The sequence below is a fragment of the Cupriavidus consociatus genome, assembly GCF_017814975.1.
Taxonomy (GTDB): domain Bacteria; phylum Pseudomonadota; class Gammaproteobacteria; order Burkholderiales; family Burkholderiaceae; genus Cupriavidus; species Cupriavidus consociatus.
This window is the reverse complement of sequence record NZ_JAGIQA010000002.1, coordinates 136521-160767: the sequence shown is the minus strand read 5'-3', so window position 1 is coordinate 160767 and position 24247 is coordinate 136521. Positions and strand designations below refer to the sequence as shown.

The window sequence follows — 24247 nt, the reverse complement described above, 5'->3', positions numbered from 1 at the left end:
CGGCTACTCCTCGCGGGAGCTTGCGGCGAGCTCCTCCTTGGGATTGGGGGATTTGCGCCGGCTGCGGCGCGTCGATGACCATTCTTCCAGACGCACCTCGTCGCGGATACTGGCGAGGACGCTGACCAGCCGGTCGATTTCACCGGCGCTAAGTTTCGCATGCAGGGTAAGTCGCATCAATGCCCGATTCTTGGGGGTTGCCGGTGAGCAGAATACCGCGCCGAAGATGCCGCGCTGCTGCAGCGCGTTGCGCAGGACCATCACCTGCGGCTCGGTGCCTGCCTCCAGCCCGATGATCTGCTCGGAGCCTTCGCTGATGTTGTACCCGAGCGCACTGATCGCTTCGCGGGTCTGGCGGGTGATCGCATGCAGCTGTTCGCGCCGCTGGTCCGCCGCGGCAATGAAATCGATGGCGGCGTCGAACCACGCGACCTCGTGGCGCAGCAGCCCGGAACTGAAAATGGCTGGCCTCGACTCGACCGCAAAGAAGTCCTTGAACCGGCTGGAGCAGGTGACGAAGCCCGCGCGCCCGGCGAAGGCCTTGGCCAGCGACGCGGTGCGGAAATGCACCCGCTCCGACAGCCCCAGCGCCGGCACCAGTCCGCCGCCCGACGGCCCGTGGGTGCCGAGCGAGTGCGATTCATCGACGACCAGCACCGAGCCCGACGCTTCCGCCACCGCGACGTATTCCTCCAGCGGCGCCACGCTGCCGGTGGTGGAGTACACCGCGTCGACCATGATCACGCCGGGGCCGAAGCGCTCGGCCTGGCGGCGCGCATGGCCCACGTCGTTGTGGCGGATCGGCACGGCCTGCGCGCCGGCGGCGGTGATGCCTTCCCACAGCGAGGCGTGGCCGTTCATGTCGATATAGACCGGCACGCCCGGCCCGGCGATGCATTGCACCAGGCCGACGTTGGCGGCCCAGCCGGACTGCGCGATCAGCCCGTCCTCGGCCTGCATCAGGTTGGCCAGCTTGCGCTCGACGTGCCGTTGCGGCGTCTCGCCGTACTGGAACACGGACGACATCAGCAGCTCGGGCTGTTCGTCCAGCAGCGCGCGCGCCTGCGCTTCCAGCAACGGCCGCTCGCCCAGCAGGCAGAGGTAGTCGTTGCTGCTCAGGTGCAGCGCGTCGGGACCCGGCTTGCGCCCGTGCAGCAGGTGGTCACCGCCCCAGAGCTTGCCCAGCCGGGTCTCGAAGTGCTCTGACATGCGGGCTGCGATCCACTGCGGCAGCGGCGGCGTGGCCACGCTGCGGGGCGGGCAGGGAACAGGGTGCGTCGGCTGCGGACGCTGGGCGGCGGAGAACATCGGTATTCCTCAGGTAGGTAAGAGGGATCGAAGGGGATCGCTGGGGGCATTGCCAGGAACCCGGGCATCGCAGGCACGTCGGGCTTTCTCCACCTCAGCGATTACTGTGCCAAGTCCTCGGCAACGATTGTGACCGGGCTTCCACCAGTTCAACGCTTGTATGAGCGGGAAGGGCCACGCTGCCGTTGCATTGTGGCGCGGCCAGCGCTCGCTGGCATGTGGGTACATCACCGATTAGTGACTGGCAGGTCATATATAGGCAGATATGCCCACAAATGCCACCCTCCGGGCGGGCGGGGACCGCTTAGGGTTTGTCCTGAAGACCAGGCGTAGCGGCTTGTTTTGATTGTGATTTCCGGCGACGGGATGGGCGCCGAAGCGCCGCCGGCCCGAACTTTCGCCTTGACCTCCGGCGCCGGCCGCCGATAATACTGCAAACGTTTGCAAAGGAGGCATGACATGGACACATCGATCGCGCGGCAGGTATCGCCGGCCCCGCGCCCCACGCTGATAGACGACGAGCATTCGGTCACTGGCATCGTCCTGGCCGCGATGGCGGACACCGGCAACCCACGCCTGCGTTTCGTCATGGATGCGCTGGTGCGGCATCTGCACGGCTTTCTGCGCGAAGCGCGCCTGACCGACGAAGAGTTCGAGTTCGCGCTGGGCTGGCTCGCCAGCCTTGGCCATGCGACGCACGCCACGCACAACGAGGTCGTGCTCGCGGCGGACGTGCTGGGTTTGTCGACGCTGGTGACGGTGATGAACAACAGCACCCGCGACGGCCGCACGCCTGGCGCCTTGCTGGGACCGTTCTACCGCGCCAACGCGCCGCGCTATGCCTGCGGCGACTGCGTGGTGCAGGACGACGCGCCCGGCCTGCCGCTGCTGGTCAGCGGCACCGTGCGCGGAACCGACGGCACGCCGCTGGCCGGCGCGCTGGTCGAGGTATGGCAGGCCTCGCCGGTCGGCCTGTACGACAACCAGGACCCGACCCAGCCCGACCGCAACCTGCGCGGCTGCTTCCATGCCGATGCCGACGGCGGCTACCGTTTCCGCACGGTGCGTCCCGCCGGCTACCCGGTGCCGACCGACGGCCCGGTTGGCGCGCTGCTGGCCGCGCAACAGCGCCATCCGTACCGGCCGGCGCATATCCACTTCATCGTCGCGGCGCCGGGATACCGGACGCTGGTGACACAGGTATTTGCCGACGAGGCCGGCAAGCTGGCCTCGGATGTCACCTTCGGCGTGCACCAGCAACTGGTCGGCTCGCTGCAGCGGCACGAACAGGGCCGCAGCCCGTGGGGCGACGTGCCGGCGCCGTTCTACACGCTGGACTTCGACTTCACGCTGGAGCCGGGTCAGCAGACCTTTCCCAGGCCGCCGATCGACTGAACGCCGGCCGTTTTCCCTTCACTGCAAATTCAACTCCGAACATGAGCGCATCCCCCCTATCCGGCAAGGTTGCCGTGATCCTCGGCGGCACCGGCAGCATCGGCTTTGCCGCCGGTGAAACGCTGGCCCGCCTCGGCGCGAGCATCGTCCTGACCGGCCGCGACGCCGACAAGGCGGCCAGCGCGGCGGCCGCGCTGCCGGCAGGCAACCATCTTGCCGCGGTCGCGGAAGTCGCCGACAGCGCCTCGCTGCGCGCGCTGGCCGACGAAGTCATCCGCCACTACGGCCGGGTCGACATGCTGGTCAATACCGCCGGCTTTACGCGGGCCATCCCGCACGGCGATCTCGACGCGCTCGACGACGCGCTGATCGACGAACTCTTCGCCATCAACTGGCGCGGCCAGTTTGCCGCGATCCGCGCCTTCGCGCCGCACCTGCGCGCCAGCGGCGACGGGCTGGTGGTCAATGTCGGCTCCATCGCGGGGCGCAACGGACAGGGCAGCAACGTGGCGTACTGCGCGGCCAAGGCCGGGCTCGATGTCATGGCGATGTCGCTGGGGCGCGCACTGGCGCCGCAGATCCGCGTGCTGAACGTGTCGCCCGGCGTGGTCGACAGCGCGTTCGTGCCCGGCCGCGACAGCAGCTTCAACGAGCGCGCCGCGAGGACGACGCCGCTGCAACGCATCGGCCAGGCGCAGGACGTGGCCGATGCCATTGCCGCGTGCGCGACCTCGCTGCGCTTTGCCACCGGCACCACCATCGTCGTCGACGGCGGCCGGCAGCTCGGCTAGCCCGGCGCCGCGCTCCGCTTTTTCCTTGTTCCTCACCAACGCTCGCAACATTCCCTCATGCACGCACGCAAGACCATCATCACCTGCGCGGTGACCGGCAATATCGTCACCCCCGAGCAGCATCCCGGCCTGCCGGTCACGCCGGCGCAGATCGCCGACGCCGCGCTCGAAGCCGCCGAAGCCGGCGCTGCCGCGGCCCATATCCACGTGCGCGATCCCGAAACGGGCCGCCCGTCGATGGCGCTCGAGTACTACGCGGATGTCATTGACCGCATCCGCGCGCGCAACCGCACGCTGATCATCAACCTCACCACCGGTCCCGGCGGCCGCTTCGTGCCGAGCGAAGAGGAGCCGCGCGTGGCCGCGCCCGGCACCACGCTGCTGCCGCCGGGCAAGCGCGTGGAGCACATCGCCGCGTTGCGCCCGGATGTGTGTTCGCTCGACCTCAACACCATGAACTCCGGCGGCGACGTGGTCATCAACACGCCCGCCAACGTGCGCAAGATGGCCGCCGCGATCCGCGCCGCCGGCGTCATGCCGGAGCTGGAGATCTTCGACTCGGGCGACCTCAACATGGCGCTCGACTTCATCCGCGAAGGCGTGCTCGACGGGCCCGGCCTGTGGACCTTCGTGCTGGGCGTCAAGTACGGCTTCGCGCCCACGCCCGAGACCATCTTCTATGCGCGCAACATGGTGCCCGCCGGCGCGCACTGGTCAGCCTTCGGCATTGGCCGCGCCGAGTTCCCGATCGTGGCGCAGGCATGGCTGGCCGGCGGCCACGTGCGTGTGGGCCTGGAAGACAACATCTACCTGGAGAAGGGCGTGCTGGCCCCCAGCAATGCCGCGCTGGTCGCCAAGGCCCGCGACATCGTGCGCTCGCTCGGCGGCGAGGTCGCGTCGCCGGCCGAAGCGCGCCGCACGCTGGGCCTGCGCGAAGCGTGATCCCCGCCAACCGAATTGCGATTCCTGAAAGGACAGAACTCATGAACACGATCCGCGTGAACCAGAAAGCCGCCGATATCGACGCGCTGCAGCTCGAGCTGCTCGGCGTGCCGCGCCCCGATGCCGCGGCGGACCAATGCATCATCGAAGTTGCCAGTGCCGGGGTCAATCCCAGCGACGTGAAGGCGACGCTGGGCCTGATGCCGCATGCGGTGTGGCCGCGCACGCCCGGCCGCGACTATGCCGGCCTGGTGGTCGACGGGCCCGCCGCGCTGCTGGGCCTGCAGGTGTGGGGCAGCGGCGGCGAGCTGGGCATCCGCCGCGACGGCACGCATGGCAAGTACCTGCGCATCCCGGCCAGCGCGGTGCGCGCCAAGCCGGCCTCGGTGTCGCTGCTGGAGGCCGGCGCCGTGGGCGTGCCGTTCATCACTGCCTATGAGGGCCTGCGCCGCGCCGGCATGCCGCAGGCCGGCAGCACCGTGCTGGTCTGTGGCGGCAATGGCAAGGTGGGACAGGCCACCATCCAGATCGCCACGGCGCTGGGTGCGCGCGTCTTTGCCGTCGAGCGCACGGCCGAGCCTTACCGCGGCCATGCCAGCGGCGAAGTGCGCATGATCGACGCCAGCCGCGAAGCGATCGCCGGGGTGGTGCGCGACGAGACCGGCGGCCATGGCGCCGACATCGTCTACAACACCGTCGGCAGCCCGTACTTCGAGCAGGCCAACCAGGCGATGGCCGTCGGCGCGGCGCAGATCTTTATCTCGACCATCGAGAAGCCGGTGCCGTTCGACATCTTCGCCTTCTACCGCGGCCAGCATACGTACGTCGGCGTCGACACCCTGGCGCTGGACAGCGGCGCGTGCGCGAAGATTCTGGACCAGCTCGCGCCGATGTTCGCCTCGGGCGCGCTGCGGCCGTTCCCGGTGCTGTCCGATTACACCTATGCACTGGCCAATGCCAAGGACGCGTACCGCGCGGTCCTGCAAGGCGCGACCGAGCGCGTGGTGCTCAAGCCATGAACACGACCCGTTTTACCGGGGCGCCGGCGTATTTCCCGCCCAATCACGACGGCATGCATTGCCTGCGGCTGCAGGGGCACGAGGCGGGGCCGTCCGAGGCACTGTGGCTCGGGGTCTCGGTGCTGCTGCCAGGCGGGCATACCGCGCTGGATGCCTCGCCGGTGGAAAAGCACTACGTCGTGCTCGAGGGCGAAGTCTGCGTGCATACGCCGGACGAGGCCGTCACGCTGGGGCAGTACGACTCGGTGTGCCTGGCGCCGGGCGAGGCGCGGCAGGTGTCCAATCCGGGCAACCGGCCTGCCATGCTGCTGCTGGCGATGCCGTATCCGGAGGGGTAATCCTTCTCCCCGGAATGCAAACGATTGCAGGGCCGGATTTCACGGCACTGACCACGGAAATGACTACAAAAAGAATGACCACAACCACAGGGGTAGACCAATGACATCCGTTTCCAAGCGGTGCCGCTTGCTGCTGCTGGCCGTGGGCGCCGCCTGCAGCGGCCACGCCGGCGCGCAGTCGTCCGTGACGCTGTACGGGCGCCTCAACACCGCGCTGGAGTATTCGTATGCCAATACGGCGACCGACGGCACGCGCCTCGGCGGCGTCGGCCGCCTGACCAATAACCGCTCCGTGTTCGGCATGCGCGGCGAGGAAGGGCTGGGCGGCGCCCTCAAGGCAATCTGGCAGATCGAGAGCAACGTCTCGCTCGACACCGGCCAGGGCCAGATCGCGGGGCGAAATTCGCGCATCGGGCTGCAGGGCAGCGCCGGCACGCTGTTCATGGGGCACTGGCAGACGCCTTACACCGAGGCGACCTCGGCCTACGATCCGTATTACCCGACCACCGCGGGCTACATGGCGCTGATCGGCAACGGCTCCACGTCAAGCTCGGACAACGTGCAGGACACCAGCGCGTTCGACCGCCGGCAGAAAAACATCATCGTCTACAAGACGCCGTCGCTGGCGGGCTTCAGCGGCGCGGCCGCGTGGGGCATCAATGAGGAAAAGATCACGGTGCCGCGCAACCCGGGGCTGTACTCGTTTTCCGCCGCCTACGACAACGGTCCGCTCAATGTGGTGCTGGCCTATGAAATCCACCAGCACTACCAGACCGCGGGCCGCAACGACGATGCGATGAAGGCGGGCGTTTCCTACAAGTTCCCGAGCACGACCGTCGCGCTGCTCTATGAACGGCTGCACTACCGCACCGCCACCGGCGACCTGACGCGCAACGGCTATTACGCGTCGGTGGTGCAGAAGCTGGGGCCGGGCAGCGTGCGGGTCGGCTTTGGCCTGGCCAGCAACGGCGCCGGCAACGCCACCGAGACCGTCGGCTTCTTCCGCAGCGGCGCGGAGACGGGCGCGACGCAGGTCACGGTGGGTTACGACTACCCGTTGTCCAAGCGCACGGCGCTGTTTGCCTACTACAGCCGTATCAACAACAAGCGCAACGCGATCTATGACTTTGCCATCAACGAGCTGGGCGTGAGCGCGGGCGCCGACCCGCAGACCGTCGCGCTCGGCATGCGGCATTTCTTCTGAGGCGCGGCACACGCGTCCCGACCGGCAATGAGGAGACAAAGAATGATTCGATCCATCCAGGGCGCCGTGCTGGCGCTGACTTCGACGTTGATGCTGGCGGCAGCCCCCGCCGCCTCCGCCGCCAGTATGCAGCCCCAGTACCCCACCAAGCCGATCCGGCTGGTGGTGCCGTTCTCGGCCGGCAGCGCCACCGATATCCTGGCGCGCATCCTCGGCAGCAAGATGGGCGAGGGCGGCAGCTACCAGGTGATCGTCGACAACCGGCCCGGCGCGGGCGGCACCGTCGGCGCCACCGGCGTGGCCAAGGCGGCGCCGGACGGCTACACGCTGATCCTGGTGTCGGTCGGGCACGCGATCAACGCCACGCTGTATCCCAGGCTCGGCTATGACACGGTGAAGGACTTCGCGCCGGTGTCGCTGGTGGCCAGCGTGCCCAATGTGCTGGTGGTCAACGCGGCCAGCAAGTACAAGTCAGTGCGCGACGTGGTGGCGGCGGCCAAGGCCACGCCCGGCGCACTGAACTTTGACTCCGCGGGCTCCGGCAGCTCCACGCACCTCAGCGGCGAGATGTTCAAGATGCAGGCCGGGATTGACATCGCGCATATCCCGTACAAGGGCACCGGCGAAGCGCTTACCGACGTCATGGCCGGCCGGGGCGACATGATGTTCGCGCCCTCCGTCTCGGCCATGCCGTTCGTCAGGCAAGGCAAGCTGCGCGCGCTGGCGGTGACCACGGCCAGGCGGGCCAGCGCGCTGCCGGATATCCCGACCGTCGCGGAGTCCGGCTTTCCGGGCTATGCCTTCGATTCCTGGTTCGGCATCCTGGCCCCAGCCGGGACGCCGCGCGAGATCGTCGACGCCCTCAACGCCGAGATCGGCAAGGCGCTGTCATCGCCCGACGTGCGCGAGCGCCTGGCCGCGCAGGGCGCCGAGCCGCGGCGTTCGTCACCGCAGGAGTTTGCCGCGTATATCCAGGCGGAAATCGGCAAGCTGGCGCCGGTGGTGCGGCAGTCCGGCGTGAGGGCGGGAGAGTAGCGCGCTGCACTTCGTGGAAGCTCCGGCCCTCACCCCCGGCCCCTCTCCCGCAAGCGGGAGAGGGGAGCAAACAGCGGGCGGCGGCAGACGCTTGAGCTCATCGGCGATAGCGCCAAGCGAGCGCAGCGACGCGTTCAGTGCCAGCCGGCGCGCAGCGCAGCCGCAGGCGTTCCTATGATGCCGCCAGCAGCAGGAACCACCCACAGCTCTGGGCTCGTTCAATCACCGCGTCAATCCCGAGCCACCGTGGCGCACCACGGCGTCAGGCAGCCCTGTTTTGTGAGGAAGCGAAGCCCCGTACGAAAGCCCCGGCACGCTACGATAAAAGTGGCGGCCCGCCCGCTCAGCCAGAGCCAAATCAGGACGCGACATGCCATGGAACTGAAGCGCCGGAATTAGTCCCCATTGGCAATGCCCTTTAAAATGTCGCATCCCACCATCCCCGGGCCGCCGCCCAGCCACCTGCCGTCATGTCCGAGCGCAAGCGCCTCACCCTCAAAGACCTGGCCGCCGAGATCGACGTGCATTACTCGACGGTCTCGCGGGTCATGAACCCGGCCACGCGGCATCTGGTGGCGCAGGACGTGGCGGCGCGCATCCTGGAGGTGGCCGAGGCGCGCGGCTTCCGCCCCAACCGCATCGCCGCGGGCTTGCGCACGCAGCGCTCCGGCCTGGTAGGCGTGGTGCTGCCCGATATCGCCAACCCGGTGTTCCCGCCGATCCTGGCGGGGATCGAGTCGGTGCTGGCGCAGCAGGGCTACGTGCCCATCGTCGTCAACGCCGGTACCGACAAGAGCCGGCAGCGCTTCATCATCGACCAGATGATCGGCCGGCAGGTCGAAGGGCTGGTGCTGGCGACGGCGGAGCGCGAGGACGCGGTGCTCGACTACTGCATCCGGCAGCATATCCCCGTCGTCACGGTCAACCGCGGCGAAGAGACGGGACGGGTCTCGTGCGTGGTCAGCGACAACCTGCTGGCGATGCGGCTGACGGTTGACCACCTGGCCGGCCTCGGCCATCGCCATATCGGCCATATCGCCGGGCCGGCCGCGCTGTCCACCGGCTTCCTGCGACGCGAGGGCTTTGTCCAGGCGGTCAGGCGGCACCGCCTGCGCCGCGACGCATGGCATGTGATCGAGGCCGCCAGCTATTCGCGCGAGGCTGGCAAGCAGGCGTGCGCGCAGCTGCTTGAAGCCTTTCCGGCGGTCACCGCCATCGCCGCCGGCAACGACCTGGTGGCGATGGGCTGCTACGACCTGCTGCGCGAACGCGGACTGGATTGCCCCGCCGACATTTCGGTGGTGGGCCACAACGACATGCCGTTCGCCGATGCGCTGACGCCGCCGCTGACCACGGTGCGCATCGCCGTCCATGAAATGGGCGAGGAGGCGGCGCGGCTGCTGCTGCGGCAGATCGACAAGCCGGGATCCGATGCCGTCACCGTGCAGCTCACGCCGCAGCTGATTGTGCGCGGTTCCACCGCCGCGCCGCGCGGCGACGCGTCATAGAACCGCCCGCCGCGTACTCTGGCAGGCACATGCCGCACATGCCGCACAGGCGGAAGGGCGGTAATTCTGGAACGCCCGTTGCAGGATGGAGCGACAGATGTCGCCCCACGCGCCGCATTGCGGGCGCCGGCGCTCTGGAATGGGATTTGCTATTGCCATGCAGGACACCTCGCGACAGGACCTCGCATGCTTTCCCTTGGCCCCGTGTCGCCGCGCGCCGCCTTCGAGCTGATCCGCGAGAGCATCAAGTCGTGGATCGACGACTATGCCCCGAGCATGGGTGCGGCGCTGGCGTACTACACCGTTTTCTCCATTGCTCCGCTGCTGATGATCGTCATCACCGTGGCGGGCGTGATCTTCGGCGCGGAAGCCGCGCGCGGGGAGGTTGTCAGCGAGCTGAACGGTCTGATCGGCACCGAAGGGGCGGAGGTGGTCGAAGAGATGCTGATCGCGGTCAGCGAGCCGGCGGCCAGCACCGTCACCGCCATCTTCGGCGTGGTGGCACTGCTGATCGGCGCGACCACGGTGTTTGCCGAGCTGCAGTCGGCGCTCGACCGCATCTGGCGCGTGCCGCAGCGCCTGAAGAGTTCAGGCCTGTTCTCGCTGCTGCGCGCGCGGCTGCTGTCGTTCGGCATGATCCTGGGCATCGGCTTCCTGCTGGTCGTTTCGCTGCTGCTCAGCGCCGGCATTTCGGCGATGGGGCGCGAGTGGGGGCCGCTGCTGGGCGTCGACGAGGCGGTCGGGCATGCGCTGGACACCGTCATCAGCCTGGTGCTGACGACCGTGGTGTTCGCGATGATCTACAAGATCATGCCGCGCACCAAGATCCGCTGGTTCGACGTCTGGCTGGGCGCCGTCGTCACGGCGCTGCTGTTCACGCTGGGCAAGTTCCTGATCGGCCTGTACATCGGCAAGAGTGGCGTGGCCAGCGGGTATGGCGCGGCGGGATCGCTGGTGGTGTTGCTGCTATGGGTGTACTACGCCGCGCAGATTTTCCTGCTGGGTGCCGAATTTACCTGGCATTTTGCCCAGCGCTTCGGCTCGATGCGGCATAGCGGCCAGCCCGCGCCGCCGACCGCGCCGATACGCGCGCGGGCGCAGGTCGTCGTGGACGAGCACGCCCGCGGCGACGCGACCCGTCATCCGGTCAGGACCGGCAACGACGGCGTGACGCCCATCGTGGCGCTCTATGTCGACGAGATCGTGAACGCTGCCGTCAAGGCGGGCGAGCAAGGGCAGGCGACGGCGGTCGCCATCGCGGATGCCGCCGAGAAGGCCTTTATCCACTTCAGGAGCGCGGCGGGGTCGGACAAGCAGGCATTGCGCAACCGGCTGCGCGAACTGGCGCAGGCGCTGGTGGTGTCCGCCGAGGCGGGGCATCATTCCGGCGATACCCGCGACCTGATCAAGTGCGGCGCGAGCTACGTCGAAGCGTACCTGCACCGGACGCAATGAGGCGCTTGCACCGGGCGCAATGAAGCGCTGCATCGCGGGAAGGCGCCGCATCAGTCCGCAAGCGCCGGCGTGGGTTCGCTTAATACCACCACGCGGTTGCGGCCGTCGCGCTTGGCCAGATAGAGCGCCTGGTCGCCGCCATGCAGGAACGCGCGCAGGTTCGCGAACCGCTGGCCATCCCCGCCGCCGGCCGAACTGGTGGCAACGCCGATGCTGACTGACAGCGTGCCGAGCGGGCTGGTCGCGTTCGGAATCCCCAGTGCCTGTACCGCGTGGCGGATGGCCTCGGCGACCCTGGCGGCGCCGGCGGCAGGCGTGCCGGGCAGCAGGATCGCGAACTCCTCGCCGCCGTAGCGGCCGGCATAGTCGCCCGGCCCGCGGATCTGCTTCTGGATGCTGTCGCCGACCGCGGCCAGCGCATCGTCGCCGGCAAGATGGCCGTAGCGGTCGTTGAACTGCTTGAAGTGGTCGACATCGACCATCAGCAGCGACAGCGGCTGGCCGGCGCGCCACGCGCGCCGCCATTCCTTGTCGGCGGCGTCATCCAGCGCGCGCCGGCTGCCCAGGCCGGTCAGGCCATCGGTATTCACCATCAGGCGCAGGTGCGCTTCCATGTCGAGGCGGCGACGCCACTGGCGCGACAGCAGCACCGCCAGCGCCACGATCAGAGCATCGACCGCCGCGATCAGCCCGGCAAACCACCATGCGCGCTTGTACCAGGGGGCCAGCACGTCGTGGACCGAGAGCCCGACCACCACCATGAGCGGGAAGTCGGCCAGGCGCCGGTAGCTATACAGCCGCCGCACGCCGTCGACCGCGGCGACGCCGATAAAGCTGCCTTCGGTGCCCCGCAGCAGCGGCGCGAAGGAAGGGCTGGCCGAGATATTGCGGCCCACCGACGCATCGTCGTAGGGGCGGCGCATGATGATGGTCCCGTCGGTGCGCAGCAGCGTCAGCGTACCGCCTGCGCCGAGGCTGACACCATCGAACAGCTTGCGGAAGTAGTTCAGGCGCAGTGTGCCGACGACGATGCCGCGGAAAGTGCCATCGGGCCCCGACACGCGCCGGCTCAGGCCGATGGACTTGTTATCCGCGGTGAGCCGTGGCTGGAACGGCTGGCTGAGGAAGATGCCGGCGTTGGCGTTGTGCAGGTGGGCCTGGAAATAGTCGCGGTCCGCAAGGTTCACGGCGCGGGGCGGCCACTTGTGCGAATCGAGCACGAGATTGCCGCTGGCATCGGTGGCCAGCAGCGAGCCCATGTCCTCGGCATTGATCGAACGGTCGAACAGCACGCGCTGGCGCAAGGCGGTCGGCAGCTGCATCACTTCCGGGTCCTGCATGGCATCGGCGACCCCGGCGATGGCGAACTGGTAGATGTGCAGGTTGCGCGAGATGCTGCGCTCCAGCGTGAGCGCCAGGTTGGCCGAGCCTTCGCTGGCGCTCGCCAGCGCGTCGCTTCGCATCTGGGCCAGTGCCGCGGCGCCCAGTCCGGCAATGGCAACCGCCAGGGCGATGGTCGCCGGGACGATCATCGCGGCGGGGTTCAGGCGTACGCGCAGGCGTCGTCTTGCAAGGTCGATCATGGAGGCGGGCGCTGCCGGTGCATTTTTTGCAGCATTGTAGTGCCCGCGGGTACTTCGGCTGAGCCGTGGGAAAAAATGTCACAACTGACTTTAACGGCCTGCAAATCGCCTTGGGGCGTGCCGGTCCGGCTTCATGTCACCAGCTCGCCACTTGCAAACGGCGCCGGGTCACACGCTGGCGGCGCAGCGCCGGGCCGCCGCAGCGGACTGTCCGGCATGTTGACCAGGTAGTGCGCCTCGCGCCTGAGCTGCGCGGCAAAGCTGGCCGCGACGGGCGGCAGCGGCGAGTCGGCGCGGTAGATCAGGCACACGGTATGGCTGGGCAGGACGTCCTCGATCGGCAGGATGGCCAATCCGGTCGAAGCCGAAGTCCGGGCCTGCATCAGCTGGCGCGCCACCATGCACAGCAGCTTCCGGTCCTGCAGCAGCGCCTGGATCATGCCAAAGGTATCGCAGCGCACCGCCACGCGTGGCAGCGGCAGGCTGCGCGCCCGGAACGCATCCATGATGGCCGCGCCCGGGCCGTGCATGCCGGCGGTTGTCAGGATCCATTCGGATCCCACCAGCTCGCGCAGCGACCGCGCATGGCGCAGCGGATGCTCCTGGTGCGCAACGACCACCGAGTCGTTGTTGTAGAGCGGCTCGCAGATAAAGTCGTGGTCGATGCCTGCGTCGGGAACCGGGCTCACCGCCATGTCGATCAGGCCCGCGCGCAAATCCTGCAGGTGCACCGCATACCGGCCGCTGTCGATGCAGAGCTGGACTTCCGGGTGTTGCCGCCGGAAGCGGTTCAGCGCCGCGGGCACGAGCAGGTGCGCCGGTCCGCCCGTGACGCCGAGGCGGACCGTGCCGGTGCGGGCGCCCAGCATCTGCGTCATCTCCTCGGCGGCCCTGCGGGCCTCGGCCGCGATCAGGCGTGCGCGGCGCAGGAACGCCTCGCCGTAGTTCGACAGCACCACGCCGCGCGTAGTGCGCGTGAGCAGCGGCACATGCAGCTCGTCCTCGAGTTGCCGGATGCTCTTGGTGAGCGCGGGCGGCGATACGTCGCGCGTCCGGGACGCGGCACGGATGCTGCCGCCTTCCGCCACCGCGATGAAGTCCTGGATCTGGCTGAGCCGCATGGCAGGCGCTCCGGTTGGGGCGTCAGTCCAGCGTGACACCGGTGTCGGCGGTCAGTTTCAGCACCACTGGCAGGTAGGCCGTGTAGGCGGTGGCCGCTTCGGACGGGGTATTGCCGATGGGCTCGGCGCCCATGTCCTCGACCCGCTTTGAAAAGGCCGGGCTTTTCACCAGCGTGCTGACCTCGCGGCCGAGGCGGTCGATGATGGGCTGGGGTGTCCTGGCCGGGGCCATCAACGTGATCGGGCCGGTGAGCCGGTAGGCGTCGTCGGGAAAGCCGGCCTCGGCAAAGGTGGGCACGTCGGGCAGCGCCCCGGCGCGGCGCGGGCCTGTCACGGCCAGAGGGCGCAGCTTGCCGCCCGCGAAGTGCTGCTGCAGCGCGGTGACGGAGCCCACCGTGACGTTGACCTGGCCGGCCAGCAGGTCGGTCACCATCGGTCCCTCGCCGCGGTAGGGCACGTGCAGGATGTCGACGCCATACTTTTTGGCCATGTAGGTCTGGATGGTATGCGGCTGGGTGCCCGGTCCCCACGAACCCATGCGCAGCTTGCCGGGCTCCTTCTTCGCATAGTCGATCAGATCGGCCACGGTCCTGACCGGGACGGCGGCATTGACCGCCAGCACGGTGCGCGCGGTGGCGATATCCGAAATCGGCCGCAGGTCGGTGCGCGGATCGTAGGGCAGCTTCTTGTACAGCGCGAGGTTGGCGGTGATCGGGCCGGGAATGGTGAGCAGCAGGGTGTAGCCGTCGGGCGCCGCCTTGGCTGCCTGGTCGGTGCCGATGATGCCGCCTGCGCCGCCCTTGTTCTCGACCACGATGGTCTGGCCCAGCCGCTTGCCAAGACCGTCCGCCAGCGCGCGCGCCAGCGTGTCGGTCAGGCCGCCTGCCGGGTATGCCACCAACAGCCGCACGGGCTTGGCCGGGTAGGCATCCTCGGCGCCTGCGCCAGGCGGCAGCAGGCACAGGGCCGCGGCTGTGATCAGCACGGCACGCCGGCCGCGGACAAGGGTGCGTTGCTTCATTGTTTTGTCTCCTTTTCGAATCTTTGTCCGATGCGGAGAACCTTATGGGCGGCGCGCCGGAGGGGTCAACACGATGGCCTATATTTCCAATATGTGGAAATTGATTCCGCCTTTTGACACTGGATGACGTGCTGTCCAGACTGGATGGAGAGGAAAACGCCATGAACCTGCCAGTCGAACAATTCATCGCCGAACGCCGCCGCGAGGATCCGTCCTTCGGCGGCCTGCTGGCCAAGGGCTTTGCCCTGCTGCGCTGCTTTATCGACGAGCCGCGCCCGCTCGGCAACGGCGAGCTGGCACAGCGGCTGCAGCTGCCGCGCGCCACCGTCTCGCGCATCTGCCGCACGCTGTTCGAGCTGGGCTACCTCGACTGGGATCCCAAGCTCGACAAGTATTTCGTCAGCGCCCAGGTGCTGGCGCTGGGCTACCCGTACCTGACCGGGCTGCAGGTGCGCCACGTGGCCCGTCCGCTGATGCAGGCGCTGGCGGACCGCGTGGAGGGCGCTGTGTCGATGGGCGTGGCGCACCGGCTCGACGTGACCTACCTGCAGTCCTGCACCCACAACGAGGGTACCCCGGCGCGGCCGGGAACCGGCGCCGTGCGCTCGGTGCTGAGCACGGCCATGGGCCGGGCCTACCTGTGCACCTTGTCGAAGGCGCAGTTCGAAAGCCTGATGGTGGCCGCCCGCGAGGAGCGGCCCGAGGAATACGCGGCGTTCTACGACACGCTGTGCCACAACGTGGCGCACTACCCCAAGCGCGGCTTCGCGCTCAACGAGGGCGATGCCGGCATCGGCGTGTACGGCGTGGGCGTCTATTCGCGCATCAAATACCTGAACCGCCCGCTGCTGTTTAACTGCGCCGTGCCCGGCTCGCAGGTGAAGCGCGGGATGATGGAAAAGAAGGTGGCGCCGCTGCTGATGGAGATGGTCCGCTCCATCGAGGCCGCCACCGGCCTGCGGCAATAGCCCGCCAGGCCCGACCGAAACTATCCAGAAAACAAGATCCGGAGACTGCCACATGGTTGACCTGAATTCCCTGCTGTACCCGCGTTCGATCGCGGTGGTCGGTGCTTCCACCCAGCCGGACAAGGTGGGCGGCATGCCGATCCGGCTGCTGCGCGAACTGGGCTATGCGGGACGCGTCTATCCGGTCAACCCGTCCGCTGCCGAAGTGCAGGGCCTGCGCGCCTATGGCTCGCTGGCGGACATCGGCGAGCCCGTCGACCTGGCCATCGTGGCGGTGCCCGCCAGCGCCAGCCAGGACGTGATGGTGCAGCTGGCTGGCAACGGCACGCGCGCCGCGGTGGTCTTCACTTCCGGCTTCGCGGAAGCCGGCGAGGGCGGCATGCGCATGCAGGACATGCTGGCCCGCAGTGCGCGCGATGCGGGCGTGACGCTGCTGGGCCCGAACTGCCTGGGCGCAATGAACCTGCGCGAGCGCATGTTCGCCACCTTCTCGCCGATCCCCCTCAGCGGCGTGCCGCCGGTCGGCGAAGTCGGGCTGGTCAGCCAGAGCGGTGCCTTCGGTGCCTATGCGTACGCGCTGGCGCGCGAGGCGGGGCTGGGCCTGAGCCACTGGGTCACCACCGGCAACGAGGCCGGGCTGCAGGTGGCAGACGTGATCGCATGGCTGGCCAATGACCCGAACACCCGCGTGATCCTCGCCTACATCGAAGGCTGCCGCGACGGTGCGCGCCTGCGCCAGGCGCTGGGCGCGGCGCGCGCGGCGGGCAAGCCAGTGGTGGTCACCAAGGTTGGCACCACGGCGGCGGGCGCGCGCTCGGCGCAGTCGCACACGGCCAGCCTGACCGGCGAGGACGCGGTCTACCAGGCGGTGTTCGACGCCTACGGCGTGCACCGGGCCCATACGCTGGAAGAATTCTTCCGGCTCGGCTATGTGCTCTCGCGCGGCCGGCGGCCGGCGACCTCGCAGCGGGCGGCCGGTGCCGATGGCGGCGCCGTCACGCCGCTGGCGATCGTCACCGTGTCGGGCGGCGTGGGCATCATGATGGCCGATCGCGCCGAACAGCTGGGTTTGCCGCTGCCGCCGATGCCTGACGCCGCGGCCGAGGCGCTGCGCACCGCGATCCCGTTCGCCAGTACCGCCAATCCCATCGACGTGACGGGGCAGGTGGTGGCGCAGCCGCGTGTGTTCATGGATGCCCTCGCCGGCGTCGCGCGCAGCGGCGCCTATGGCTGCGTGGCGGCCTTCCTGGCCGGGGGCGCCAATGCGCCGCGGCTGTGGCCGGAGCTGCAGCAGACCATCGGTGCGTTGAGCGAAGACGCGAATGCCGCACCGCTGTTGCTGGCCGGCATCGTCGACGACGACAAGCGCGCATGGCTGGAAGCGCGCGGCTGCCTGGTGTTCCGCGAGCCGGGTCATGCGGTCGAAGCCGTCGCCACGCTGGCGCGGGCGGCGGCGCTGGAAGGCGCCCGCGGCGCGGGTACCTCGACGGAGGCCGAGCCTCGGCAAGGCATGGGCGATGCACGACTGCGCAACTTGTCCCGCGAAGCCAGGGCGCAGTGCGCGCTGTCTGAATACGAGGCCATGCGTTTGCTCGCCGACGCCGGCGTGCCGGTGGCTCCGCACGGGCTCGCGCGCGATGCGGACGAGGCGGTGCGCATCGCCGAGGGCCTTGGCTATCCCGTGGTGGTCAAGCTGTGCTCGCGCGAGATCCTGCACAAGAGCGATGTCGGCGGCGTCGCTCTCAACCTCGCCGATGCGCAGGCGGTGCGCGAAGCCTTCGCCCGCATGGCGCAAGCCGTCGCCCTGGCGCGCACCGAAAGCGGGGCGCCGGTGCCGTTCGAGGGCGTTCTGGTGGCGCGCATGGTGCGCGGCTGGGGCGAGGTGATGGTCGGCGTGCGGCGCGACCCGGTGTTTGGGCTGGTGGCGCTGGCGGGCATCGGCGGCACCGCGGTCGAGATCTTCCGCCAGACCGCCTGCGGGCTGGCACCGCTGTCGCGCGCGCAAGCGCGCGCGATGCTGTGCGACAGCCGCGCCGCCGCGCTGTGCGAAGGGCATCGCGGCAACCCCGAAGTGGATCTCGACACCGCGGCGCAGGTGCTGGCCACGGTGTCGCAACTGGCCGCCGATCTGGGGGAGCACCTGGACACGCTCGAGATCAATCCTTTTATCGTCACCGCGCAGGGGCTGGTCGCCGCCGACGCGGTGGTCACGCTTCGCGCGGATCGTTGCAGCGCTTCATAGCGACAGCGCGCAACGCGGTGGTCAAGGATGCCTGCGCAGACGGGCGCCGCCACCGCGGCAGGACGTCATACCTCAAACAAGACAGGAGACAAGCATGCAAAGGCACACGCACTTGCCGGCGCGGCGCATGGCGCTGCGCGGACTGGGCGCGCTGGCCGTGGCGCTGTGCGGGGTGGCTTCCCCCGCGCACGCCGGGCCCTATCCCGACAAGCCGATCCGGCTGGTCGTGCCGTTCCCGCCCGGCGGCGGCACCGACGTGGTCGGCCGGCTGCTGGCGGCGGGCCTGTCGAAGGAGCTCGGCAAGACCGTGGTGGTGGAGAACGTGGCGGGTGCTACCGGCACCATCGGCTCGGCTCAGGTCGCGCGTGCCGCGCCGGACGGCTACACGCTGGTGCTCGGCATCTCCGCCACGCATGCGATTGCGCCGGCGATCTTCCCGAAGCTGCCCTATGACCCGCTGCGCGACTTCGTGCCCATCAGCCGCCTCTTCTACGGCGGCAATGTGCTGATCGTCGGCCCCGGCTTTACCGGCCGCGACCTGCCCGCGCTGATCGCCGCGGCAAAGCGGCCGGGCGCCGACCTGACCTATGGCTCATGGGGCAACGGCTCCGGCGGCCATCTCGCCGGCGAAAGCCTCAACGTGCTGGGCGGCATCCGCCTGCGACACATCCCGTACAAGGGAGTCAGCCCGATGCTGACCGACGTGATGGGCGGCACGCTGCCCGTGGCCATGTCCGACCTTGCCGGCACGCTGCCGCTGATCCGCAGCGGCAAGGTAAGGGCGCTGGCGGTCACCGGCTCGGAACGCTCGCCCGCGCTGCCCGACGTGCCCACCTTTACCGAGGCGGGCGTGGCGTTCGGGGTGGACAGCTGGTTTGCGCTGTTCGCCCCCGCGCGCACGCCGGCCGAGATCGTCGACAAGCTCGAACGCGCCACCAACGCCGCCATGCGCGATCCCGCCATCAAGGCGCAGGCAGAAGCGCTCGGCATGCGCTACACCCCCCAGCCGCGCAACGCCTTCGCCGCGCAGATGCGCAGCGACGTGCCCGCCTGGGCCGCGCTGGTCAAGTCGAGCGGCGCGGCCCAGGAATGAGCCGCCCGCGCGTTTCCGCTATTTCCGCCCATTTTTCCGGAGTCCCTGCATGAACCATCCCGCGCCACAGCTTTTCTCCGCACCTGTCTACAGTTCCGGCCAGGAAGCGCTGGTCGCCGCCGCCGCCATCCCGCTGGCGATCTACGGCTATCCGCTGGTCGAAACGATTCGTACCTGCAAGGTGCAGACCGCGGTCAGCGAGGCCACTGGCTATGGCCGCGCGCCGGTCAATACGCTGTCGGCGAGCGAGCGCCAGTGGACGCATGAAGACCGCGACGTCGTTACGCCCGCCAACGACCTGCTGTACTTCTGCGGCTGGGCCAACCTGGCCGACGGGCCGGTCACGCTGCGTGTGCCGCCGCTGCCGCAACGCGGCCGCTACTACGTGGTGGAGCTGCTGGATGCTTTCACCAACAACTTCGAGAACCTGGGCCCGCGCAACGTGCCGGCAGAAGGCGGCATGGTGACGCTGGTCGGCCCGGGCCAGCATGCCGAAGGCGGGCATGTGGTGGCGTGCCCCACCTCGCTGGTCTGGCTGCTGGGCCGCGTGCTGGTGGAGGGGCCCGACGACCTGGCCGCGGCCCATGCATTCGAAAGCGGCTTTGCGCTCGACGCACCGGGCAAGACCGTGCCGCACTGCGTGCGCGACTGGTGCGAGTCCGGCAACGACGCGCTCGACTTCTTCCAGAACCTGTTCAACGCGCTGCGCGAGTACCCGCCCGCCGAACGCGAGCTGGGCGCGTTCACACTGCTGCGCAAGGCCGGCCTGAAACTGGAGGGCGAGATCGATGTCACGGCATTGCGCGCGGAAGTCCGCGCCGGCCTGGAGAACGCATATCGCCAGGCCATGCAGCTGATCGAGGCGCATACGCGCAGCCAGGGCCGCAAGAGCTGGGGCTACAGCCTGAAGCTCGGGGTCTATGGCGACGACTGGCTGCAGCGCGCCTGCACCGCGATGAAGGGCCTCGGCGCGCTGCGCGCCGACGAAGCCATCTACGCGATGGCCGATTTCGATGCCGACAGCGAGCCGCTGCATGGGGCACGGGCGTACGAACTGCGCTTCCCGCCCGGCATGCTGCCGCCGGCGCAGGCGTTCTGGTCGGTCTCGCTGTACGGCGAGGACCGCTTCTTCAGCGCCAATGAGATCGGCCGCTACGCGGTGGGAGACCGCACGCCGGGCCTGCGCATGGAGCCCGATGGCAGCCTGGTCATCCCGATCTCGCACCGGCGGCCCGAACAGGCCGACAACTGGCTGCCGGCACCCGCGGGCCCGTTTTACCTGATCCTGCGCCTGTACCATCCCGCGCCGGCCTTTATCGCGGGCGAGTACCGCATTCCGCCGGTGCGCCGGGTTGCCTGAGGAGCGAAATTCCATGACGCCATCCACCGCTGATTCCCGCACCCCCGCGCTGGCCCGCGAGGCCGTGCTGTACACGCTGCCGCTCTATGAAATGGCGCGCATGCGCGCCGCCACCTGCCCGCGCCGCCGCCGCGAAGGCGCCTTTGCCGATGCGCGCCCCGACGGCACGCTGCGCTGGGTCAACCAGTTCTTCCACACGCGCCAGCTGCTGGGCCCGCAGCACCGGCAGGTGGTCACGCCCAACAACGACACGCTGTACACCAATGCCTGGCTGGATTTGTCACAGGGGCCGCTGTTGCTGGAGGTGCCGGACAGCGCCGGCCGCTACTACGTGCTCGGGCTGCTCGATTTCTATACCAACCCGTTTGCCTACATCGGCAGCCGCACCACCGGCACGCAGGCCGGGCGCTTCCTGCTGCACGGTCCCGGCTGGCAGGGCCAAGCGCCGGCTGGCGCCACCGCCATCGCCTGTCCGACCGATGCGGTGTGGCTGCTGGGCCGGCTGCTGGTGGACGGGCCCGACGACCTGCCCGCGGTGCATGCGCTGCAGGACCGCTTCCGGCTGACGCTGCCGGACGGCGGCGACCCGGTGCGCGCCTGCGACGTCGGCATGCAGCCCAACGAACACCTCGGCGCGTCGGCGCAGCAGGTGCGGCGCTACGCCGAAGTGGTGAACCGCGCGCTGCGCGAGAACCCGCCGCCCGCGGACGAGGCGGCGACCGTGCAGGCCTTCGCCGTGCTCGGCCTCGGTGCCGCGTGCGAGGGCGTGCCGCTGGAGGAAACGCAGGTGGCGCTGCTGGGCGCTGCCATGGAGCAGGTGCTGGCCGAACTGGCCCGGCCGATGCCTTCCGCACTGGGTGGCGGCTGGAGCTTGCCGGTCGAGATCGGCGCGTCATTCGGCACGCGCTATGCCGAGCGCGCGCAGGTGGCGCGCAACTACATCGGCGCGCTCGGCATGGAAGAGGCCATGTACATCATCGCCGACTGCGACGCGCACGGACGCCCGCTTGACGGCAACGAGCCGCACGAGCTGGTGTTCCCCGCCGGAAGGCTGCCGCAGGTGGGGGCGTTCTGGTCGCTGACCATGTATGACAAGGGCGACTGCATGCTGGTGGAGAACCCGATCGGCCGCTATTCGCTGGGCGACCGCTCGCCGAGCCTGCGCTACGAGCCGGACGGCAGCCTGCGCCTGCACCTGGGTGCTGCAGCGCCGCGCGACGCGGCGCGCCACGGCAACTGGCTGCCGGCGCCGGCAGGCCCCTTCTACGTGGCGCTGCGGCTCTACGTGCCGGGCGAGGCGCACCTTGGCAAGACCTTCCCGTATCCGGGCATCCAGGCCATGGAGGCATGACGATGACTGCTGACAAGATATCGCGCAGGGCCCTGCTGGCACGCATGCGCGACGTGGCGCTGCTGGGCGCGGCGCCCGCGCTGGCGCCGCTGGCTGCACTGGCGCAGGCGTATCCGGCGCGCACGGTGCGCCTGCTCTCCCCGTATGGTCCCGGCGGGTCCAACGACACCTCTGCGCGGCTGCTGGCCGAAGCGCTGAGCCGCAAGTATGGCCAGCAGTTCGTGGTCGAGAACAAGCCGGGCGCTGGCACCCGGGTCGCCAACGAAACGCTGGCCCGCGCCGCTCCCGATGGCTACACGCTGCTGTGGGCGGCCGCGCCGTTTGCCATCAATACGGCGGCCGGCCTGCCGCAGCAATACGACATCCACAAGGACTTCGTCGCGGTGGGGCCGCGCGTGCTCGGGCCGGTGTTCCTGATCGTCAAGGCGGATTCGCCGGCGCGTTCGGTGGCGGATTTCGTGAAGCTGGCGCGGGCCAAGGCGGACGGCGTCACCTTCGCCTCGCCCGGTGCCGGGTCCGGGCCGCACCTGACCGCGGAACTGTTCGGCGCGCAGGCGAAGTTCAAGGTGCTGAACGTGCACTACCGTGGCGACGCCACGGCCTATACCGAGCTGCTGGCCGGCCGCGTCGATGCCACGCTCACCGCTATCACGACGGCGCTGCCGTTCATCAAGGCAGGGCAGTTGCGCGTGCTGGCGGTAGCGTCCGAGCAGCGCACGCCGGTCTATCCCGATGCGCCGACCTTCGTCGAGCAGGGCTATCCCGGCGTGACCGGCTATGGCTGGTTCGGCCTGATGGCGCCGGCAGGCACGCCCGCGGCGATCGTGCGCCAGCTCAACCATGATGCCAGCGCGGTGCTGTCCGGCGCGGACGTGCGCAGCAAGCTGGCGGGGCTGGGATTGCAGCCCGAGCCGGGCGACAGTGCCGGCTTTGCGCGGTTCATCGATGCGGAAGTGCGCAAGTGGTCGGCGGTGATCAAGGCCAGCGGCGTGGTGCTGGAGTAGCGGCATGCACGCCGCATGCAGGCGTGCATGTGGCGTGCGGGCAGGCATTCAGTGGATGCCGAAGGTGTCGTTCGCGCCGTGTTCCAGCATGTCGGCGGCGGCGCCATACAGGCTGCGCGACACATAGCTCCTGACCTGTCCGGCGCGCTGGCGCAGCCACGCGGCCTTGAGCCGGCGCGCCTCGGCCAGCGCGGGCGCATCGCACGGGGCCAGCGCGAGCACGTCGATCACATGCAGCGCGAGCTGCGTTTCGCCGCGTTCGGCCAGCGCTTGCGCATGGCGGATCAGCGCGCCGTGGTCGGCCACTGCCGCGGCGATTTCTGCGGCGGCATCCTGCGGCGCGGCTGGGTGCAGCGTGGTCGCGTTGCGGTCCCACCAGCCGTTTTCCGAGCGGTAGATGTCGCGCGCGATATAGCTTGGATCGCCGTATGTCGGCCGCATCCACGGCTGCTCGAACAGCTCCGCTGGCGGCTTCAGCGCGGCCAGCATCTGGCGCTCGTTGCAGCCGGCGTTCATCAGCCGCACTACCTCGGCGCGCAGCCAGCGCAGCGCGCGCGCGGTCTGGCCCAGCACGCGTTCGCATTCCGCTTCGCCATGCAGCATGGGGCCGAACTCCCGCACCACGATACGCGGCTGCAGCGCGGCCATGCGCTCCAGCGTCTCGGCCCAGCGCACGGTATCGCGCAGCGTGCGGAAGGGCGTGCCGACATTGGGAATGGAGTCGATCACGGCCGGTCCGCCGTACAGCACGCGCCGCCCCGGCAGCCAGACCGCGATCGCATCGTCGGTTTCCGAGGGCGCCCACAGCAGCTCGGCGCGGCGCTCGCCGTGGCCCAGCGTCAGGCCATCCGCGAAGGTCTCGGTCGGCGCGGTGTGGCCGAGCTTGCCCGCCAGCGCGCCGGCCGGGCGGCGGAACTGGATCTCGGCCATCCGTTCCTGCATGCGCGCGGTCTCGCGATAGCGCGCCTGGCGCGCCAGCACGTTGACATGGGCCAGCACGCGCGGCGCCGGCTCGCCGCGCGCGGCGGCATGGTCAAGCCATTGCCGCACGCCGGCGTTGTAGCCCATATGGCCGTGGCTGTAGCACAGTGCCAGCACCGGCAGGCCGGTCTGCGTGCGCAGCGCCTCGATCATGCCTGCCGTGACGCGGCCGCCCGGGCCGCTGTCGACCACCAGCAGTCCGCCGCCAACGTCGGCGACGAAGCTCTGTCCCTGTCCGTGCAACAGCCAGACGCCGTCGTCGACCGGTTCGATCCCGGCGCCGGTGACCAGCGCGACGGGCCTGTCCTCGAAATCCTGCATGCGTGACTCCCTGAGCAAAAGAATGGATGCGGCTGCCGCCATCGGCCGGATGCATGCGGCTTGCGCTGAACGGCAATGTCGCGCAAGCGGATGGCACATGGGGATTGGGGAAACTCCCCGCAAGCCGACGCGCATCGCCCGTCGCGCCAGCGCCGGCGCGGTGCGGAAGCCGGCCGCGCTGGTGCGGTGTGAACCGGTGGTTAGCAG

20 protein-coding genes are annotated in these 24247 nt (G+C 69.4%); 15 read left to right on the top strand and 5 right to left on the bottom strand.

Annotated elements, in window-relative coordinates:
* Positions 1-3: 3 nt before the first annotated feature.
* Complete coding sequence (gene cqsA, locus J8I82_RS03875; protein ID WP_209754582.1) at positions 4-1308, bottom strand: alpha-hydroxyketone-type quorum-sensing autoinducer synthase; 1305 nt, start codon at positions 1306-1308, stop codon at positions 4-6.
* 459 nt (positions 1309-1767) lie between these two features.
* Here cqsA and J8I82_RS03870 point away from each other — a divergent pair, with 459 nt between their 5' ends.
* The 9 genes from J8I82_RS03870 to J8I82_RS03830 all read left to right on the top strand — a co-directional run bounded on the left by J8I82_RS03870 (position 1768) and on the right by J8I82_RS03830 (position 10995).
* Positions 1768-2703, top strand: a complete 936-nt coding sequence (locus tag J8I82_RS03870) for a dioxygenase family protein (RefSeq protein WP_209754580.1) — start codon at positions 1768-1770, stop codon at positions 2701-2703.
* Positions 2704-2744: 41 nt separating this feature from the next.
* Entirely contained in the window at positions 2745-3494 is a 750-nt protein-coding gene (locus J8I82_RS03865; RefSeq protein ID WP_209754578.1) for an SDR family NAD(P)-dependent oxidoreductase, read from the top strand.
* Positions 3495-3551: 57 nt separating this feature from the next.
* Positions 3552-4436, top strand: a complete 885-nt coding sequence (locus J8I82_RS03860; RefSeq protein ID WP_209754576.1) for a beta-keto acid cleavage family enzyme — start codon at positions 3552-3554, stop codon at positions 4434-4436.
* A 41-nt stretch (positions 4437-4477) separates the two neighbouring features.
* On the top strand, positions 4478-5455 hold the full coding sequence (locus J8I82_RS03855; protein WP_209754574.1) for a quinone oxidoreductase family protein: 978 nt from the start codon (positions 4478-4480) through the stop codon (positions 5453-5455).
* Complete coding sequence (locus J8I82_RS03850; protein WP_209754572.1) at positions 5452-5793, top strand: cupin domain-containing protein; 342 nt, start codon at positions 5452-5454, stop codon at positions 5791-5793. Before J8I82_RS03855 ends, J8I82_RS03850 begins: the two co-directional genes overlap by 4 nt.
* 100 nt (positions 5794-5893) lie before the next feature.
* Complete coding sequence (locus J8I82_RS03845; RefSeq protein WP_209754570.1) at positions 5894-6997, top strand: porin; 1104 nt, start codon at positions 5894-5896, stop codon at positions 6995-6997.
* A 42-nt stretch (positions 6998-7039) separates the two neighbouring features.
* Positions 7040-8032, top strand: a complete 993-nt coding sequence (locus tag J8I82_RS03840) for a tripartite tricarboxylate transporter substrate binding protein (RefSeq protein ID WP_209754568.1) — start codon at positions 7040-7042, stop codon at positions 8030-8032.
* Positions 8033-8502: 470 nt separating this feature from the next.
* On the top strand, positions 8503-9540 hold the full coding sequence (locus tag J8I82_RS03835) for a LacI family DNA-binding transcriptional regulator (protein WP_209754566.1): 1038 nt from the start codon (positions 8503-8505) through the stop codon (positions 9538-9540).
* 186 nt (positions 9541-9726) lie between these two features.
* Positions 9727-10995 carry a YihY/virulence factor BrkB family protein gene (locus J8I82_RS03830; protein WP_209754564.1) on the top strand — a complete coding sequence of 423 codons (1269 nt, stop codon included), beginning with the start codon at positions 9727-9729 and terminating at the stop codon, positions 10993-10995.
* A 50-nt stretch (positions 10996-11045) separates the two neighbouring features.
* On the opposite strand, the gene J8I82_RS03825 is transcribed toward J8I82_RS03830, so the two are convergent.
* The 3 genes from J8I82_RS03825 to J8I82_RS03815 all read right to left on the bottom strand — a co-directional run bounded on the left by J8I82_RS03825 (position 11046) and on the right by J8I82_RS03815 (position 14720).
* Entirely contained in the window at positions 11046-12578 is a 1533-nt protein-coding gene (locus tag J8I82_RS03825; RefSeq protein WP_209754561.1) for a sensor domain-containing diguanylate cyclase, read from the bottom strand.
* Positions 12579-12709: 131 nt separating this feature from the next.
* Positions 12710-13699: a LysR family transcriptional regulator gene (locus tag J8I82_RS03820; RefSeq protein ID WP_209754559.1), complete on the bottom strand. Its 990-nt coding sequence runs from the start codon at positions 13697-13699 to the stop codon at positions 12710-12712.
* A 22-nt stretch (positions 13700-13721) separates the two neighbouring features.
* Complete coding sequence (locus tag J8I82_RS03815; RefSeq protein ID WP_209754557.1) at positions 13722-14720, bottom strand: Bug family tripartite tricarboxylate transporter substrate binding protein; 999 nt, start codon at positions 14718-14720, stop codon at positions 13722-13724.
* A gap of 161 nt (positions 14721-14881) precedes the next feature.
* Between J8I82_RS03815 and J8I82_RS03810 the strand changes: the two genes are divergently transcribed.
* The 6 genes from J8I82_RS03810 to J8I82_RS03785 all read left to right on the top strand — a co-directional run bounded on the left by J8I82_RS03810 (position 14882) and on the right by J8I82_RS03785 (position 22738).
* Positions 14882-15688 (top strand): IclR family transcriptional regulator, encoded by an 807-nt coding sequence (locus J8I82_RS03810; RefSeq protein ID WP_209754556.1) that lies wholly within the window; start codon positions 14882-14884, stop codon positions 15686-15688.
* A gap of 52 nt (positions 15689-15740) precedes the next feature.
* The gene (locus J8I82_RS03805) at positions 15741-17930 is read left to right on the top strand and encodes an acetate--CoA ligase family protein (protein WP_209754554.1); all 2190 of its coding nucleotides are present in this window, start codon (positions 15741-15743) and stop codon (positions 17928-17930) included.
* A 94-nt stretch (positions 17931-18024) separates the two neighbouring features.
* On the top strand, positions 18025-19023 hold the full coding sequence (locus J8I82_RS03800) for a Bug family tripartite tricarboxylate transporter substrate binding protein (RefSeq protein WP_209754552.1): 999 nt from the start codon (positions 18025-18027) through the stop codon (positions 19021-19023).
* Positions 19024-19072: 49 nt separating this feature from the next.
* The gene (locus J8I82_RS03795; RefSeq protein WP_209754550.1) at positions 19073-20383 is read left to right on the top strand and encodes a DUF1254 domain-containing protein; all 1311 of its coding nucleotides are present in this window, start codon (positions 19073-19075) and stop codon (positions 20381-20383) included.
* A gap of 13 nt (positions 20384-20396) precedes the next feature.
* Positions 20397-21734, top strand: coding sequence for a DUF1254 domain-containing protein (locus J8I82_RS03790; protein WP_209754548.1), 1338 nt, complete (start codon positions 20397-20399; stop codon positions 21732-21734).
* Between the two features lie 2 nt (positions 21735-21736).
* Positions 21737-22738 carry a tripartite tricarboxylate transporter substrate binding protein gene (locus J8I82_RS03785; RefSeq protein ID WP_209755009.1) on the top strand — a complete coding sequence of 334 codons (1002 nt, stop codon included), beginning with the start codon at positions 21737-21739 and terminating at the stop codon, positions 22736-22738.
* Between the two features lie 48 nt (positions 22739-22786).
* On the opposite strand, the gene J8I82_RS03780 is transcribed toward J8I82_RS03785, so the two are convergent.
* Positions 22787-24040, bottom strand: a complete 1254-nt coding sequence (locus J8I82_RS03780; protein ID WP_209754546.1) for an alkyl sulfatase dimerization domain-containing protein — start codon at positions 24038-24040, stop codon at positions 22787-22789.
* Positions 24041-24247 lie beyond the last annotated feature (207 nt).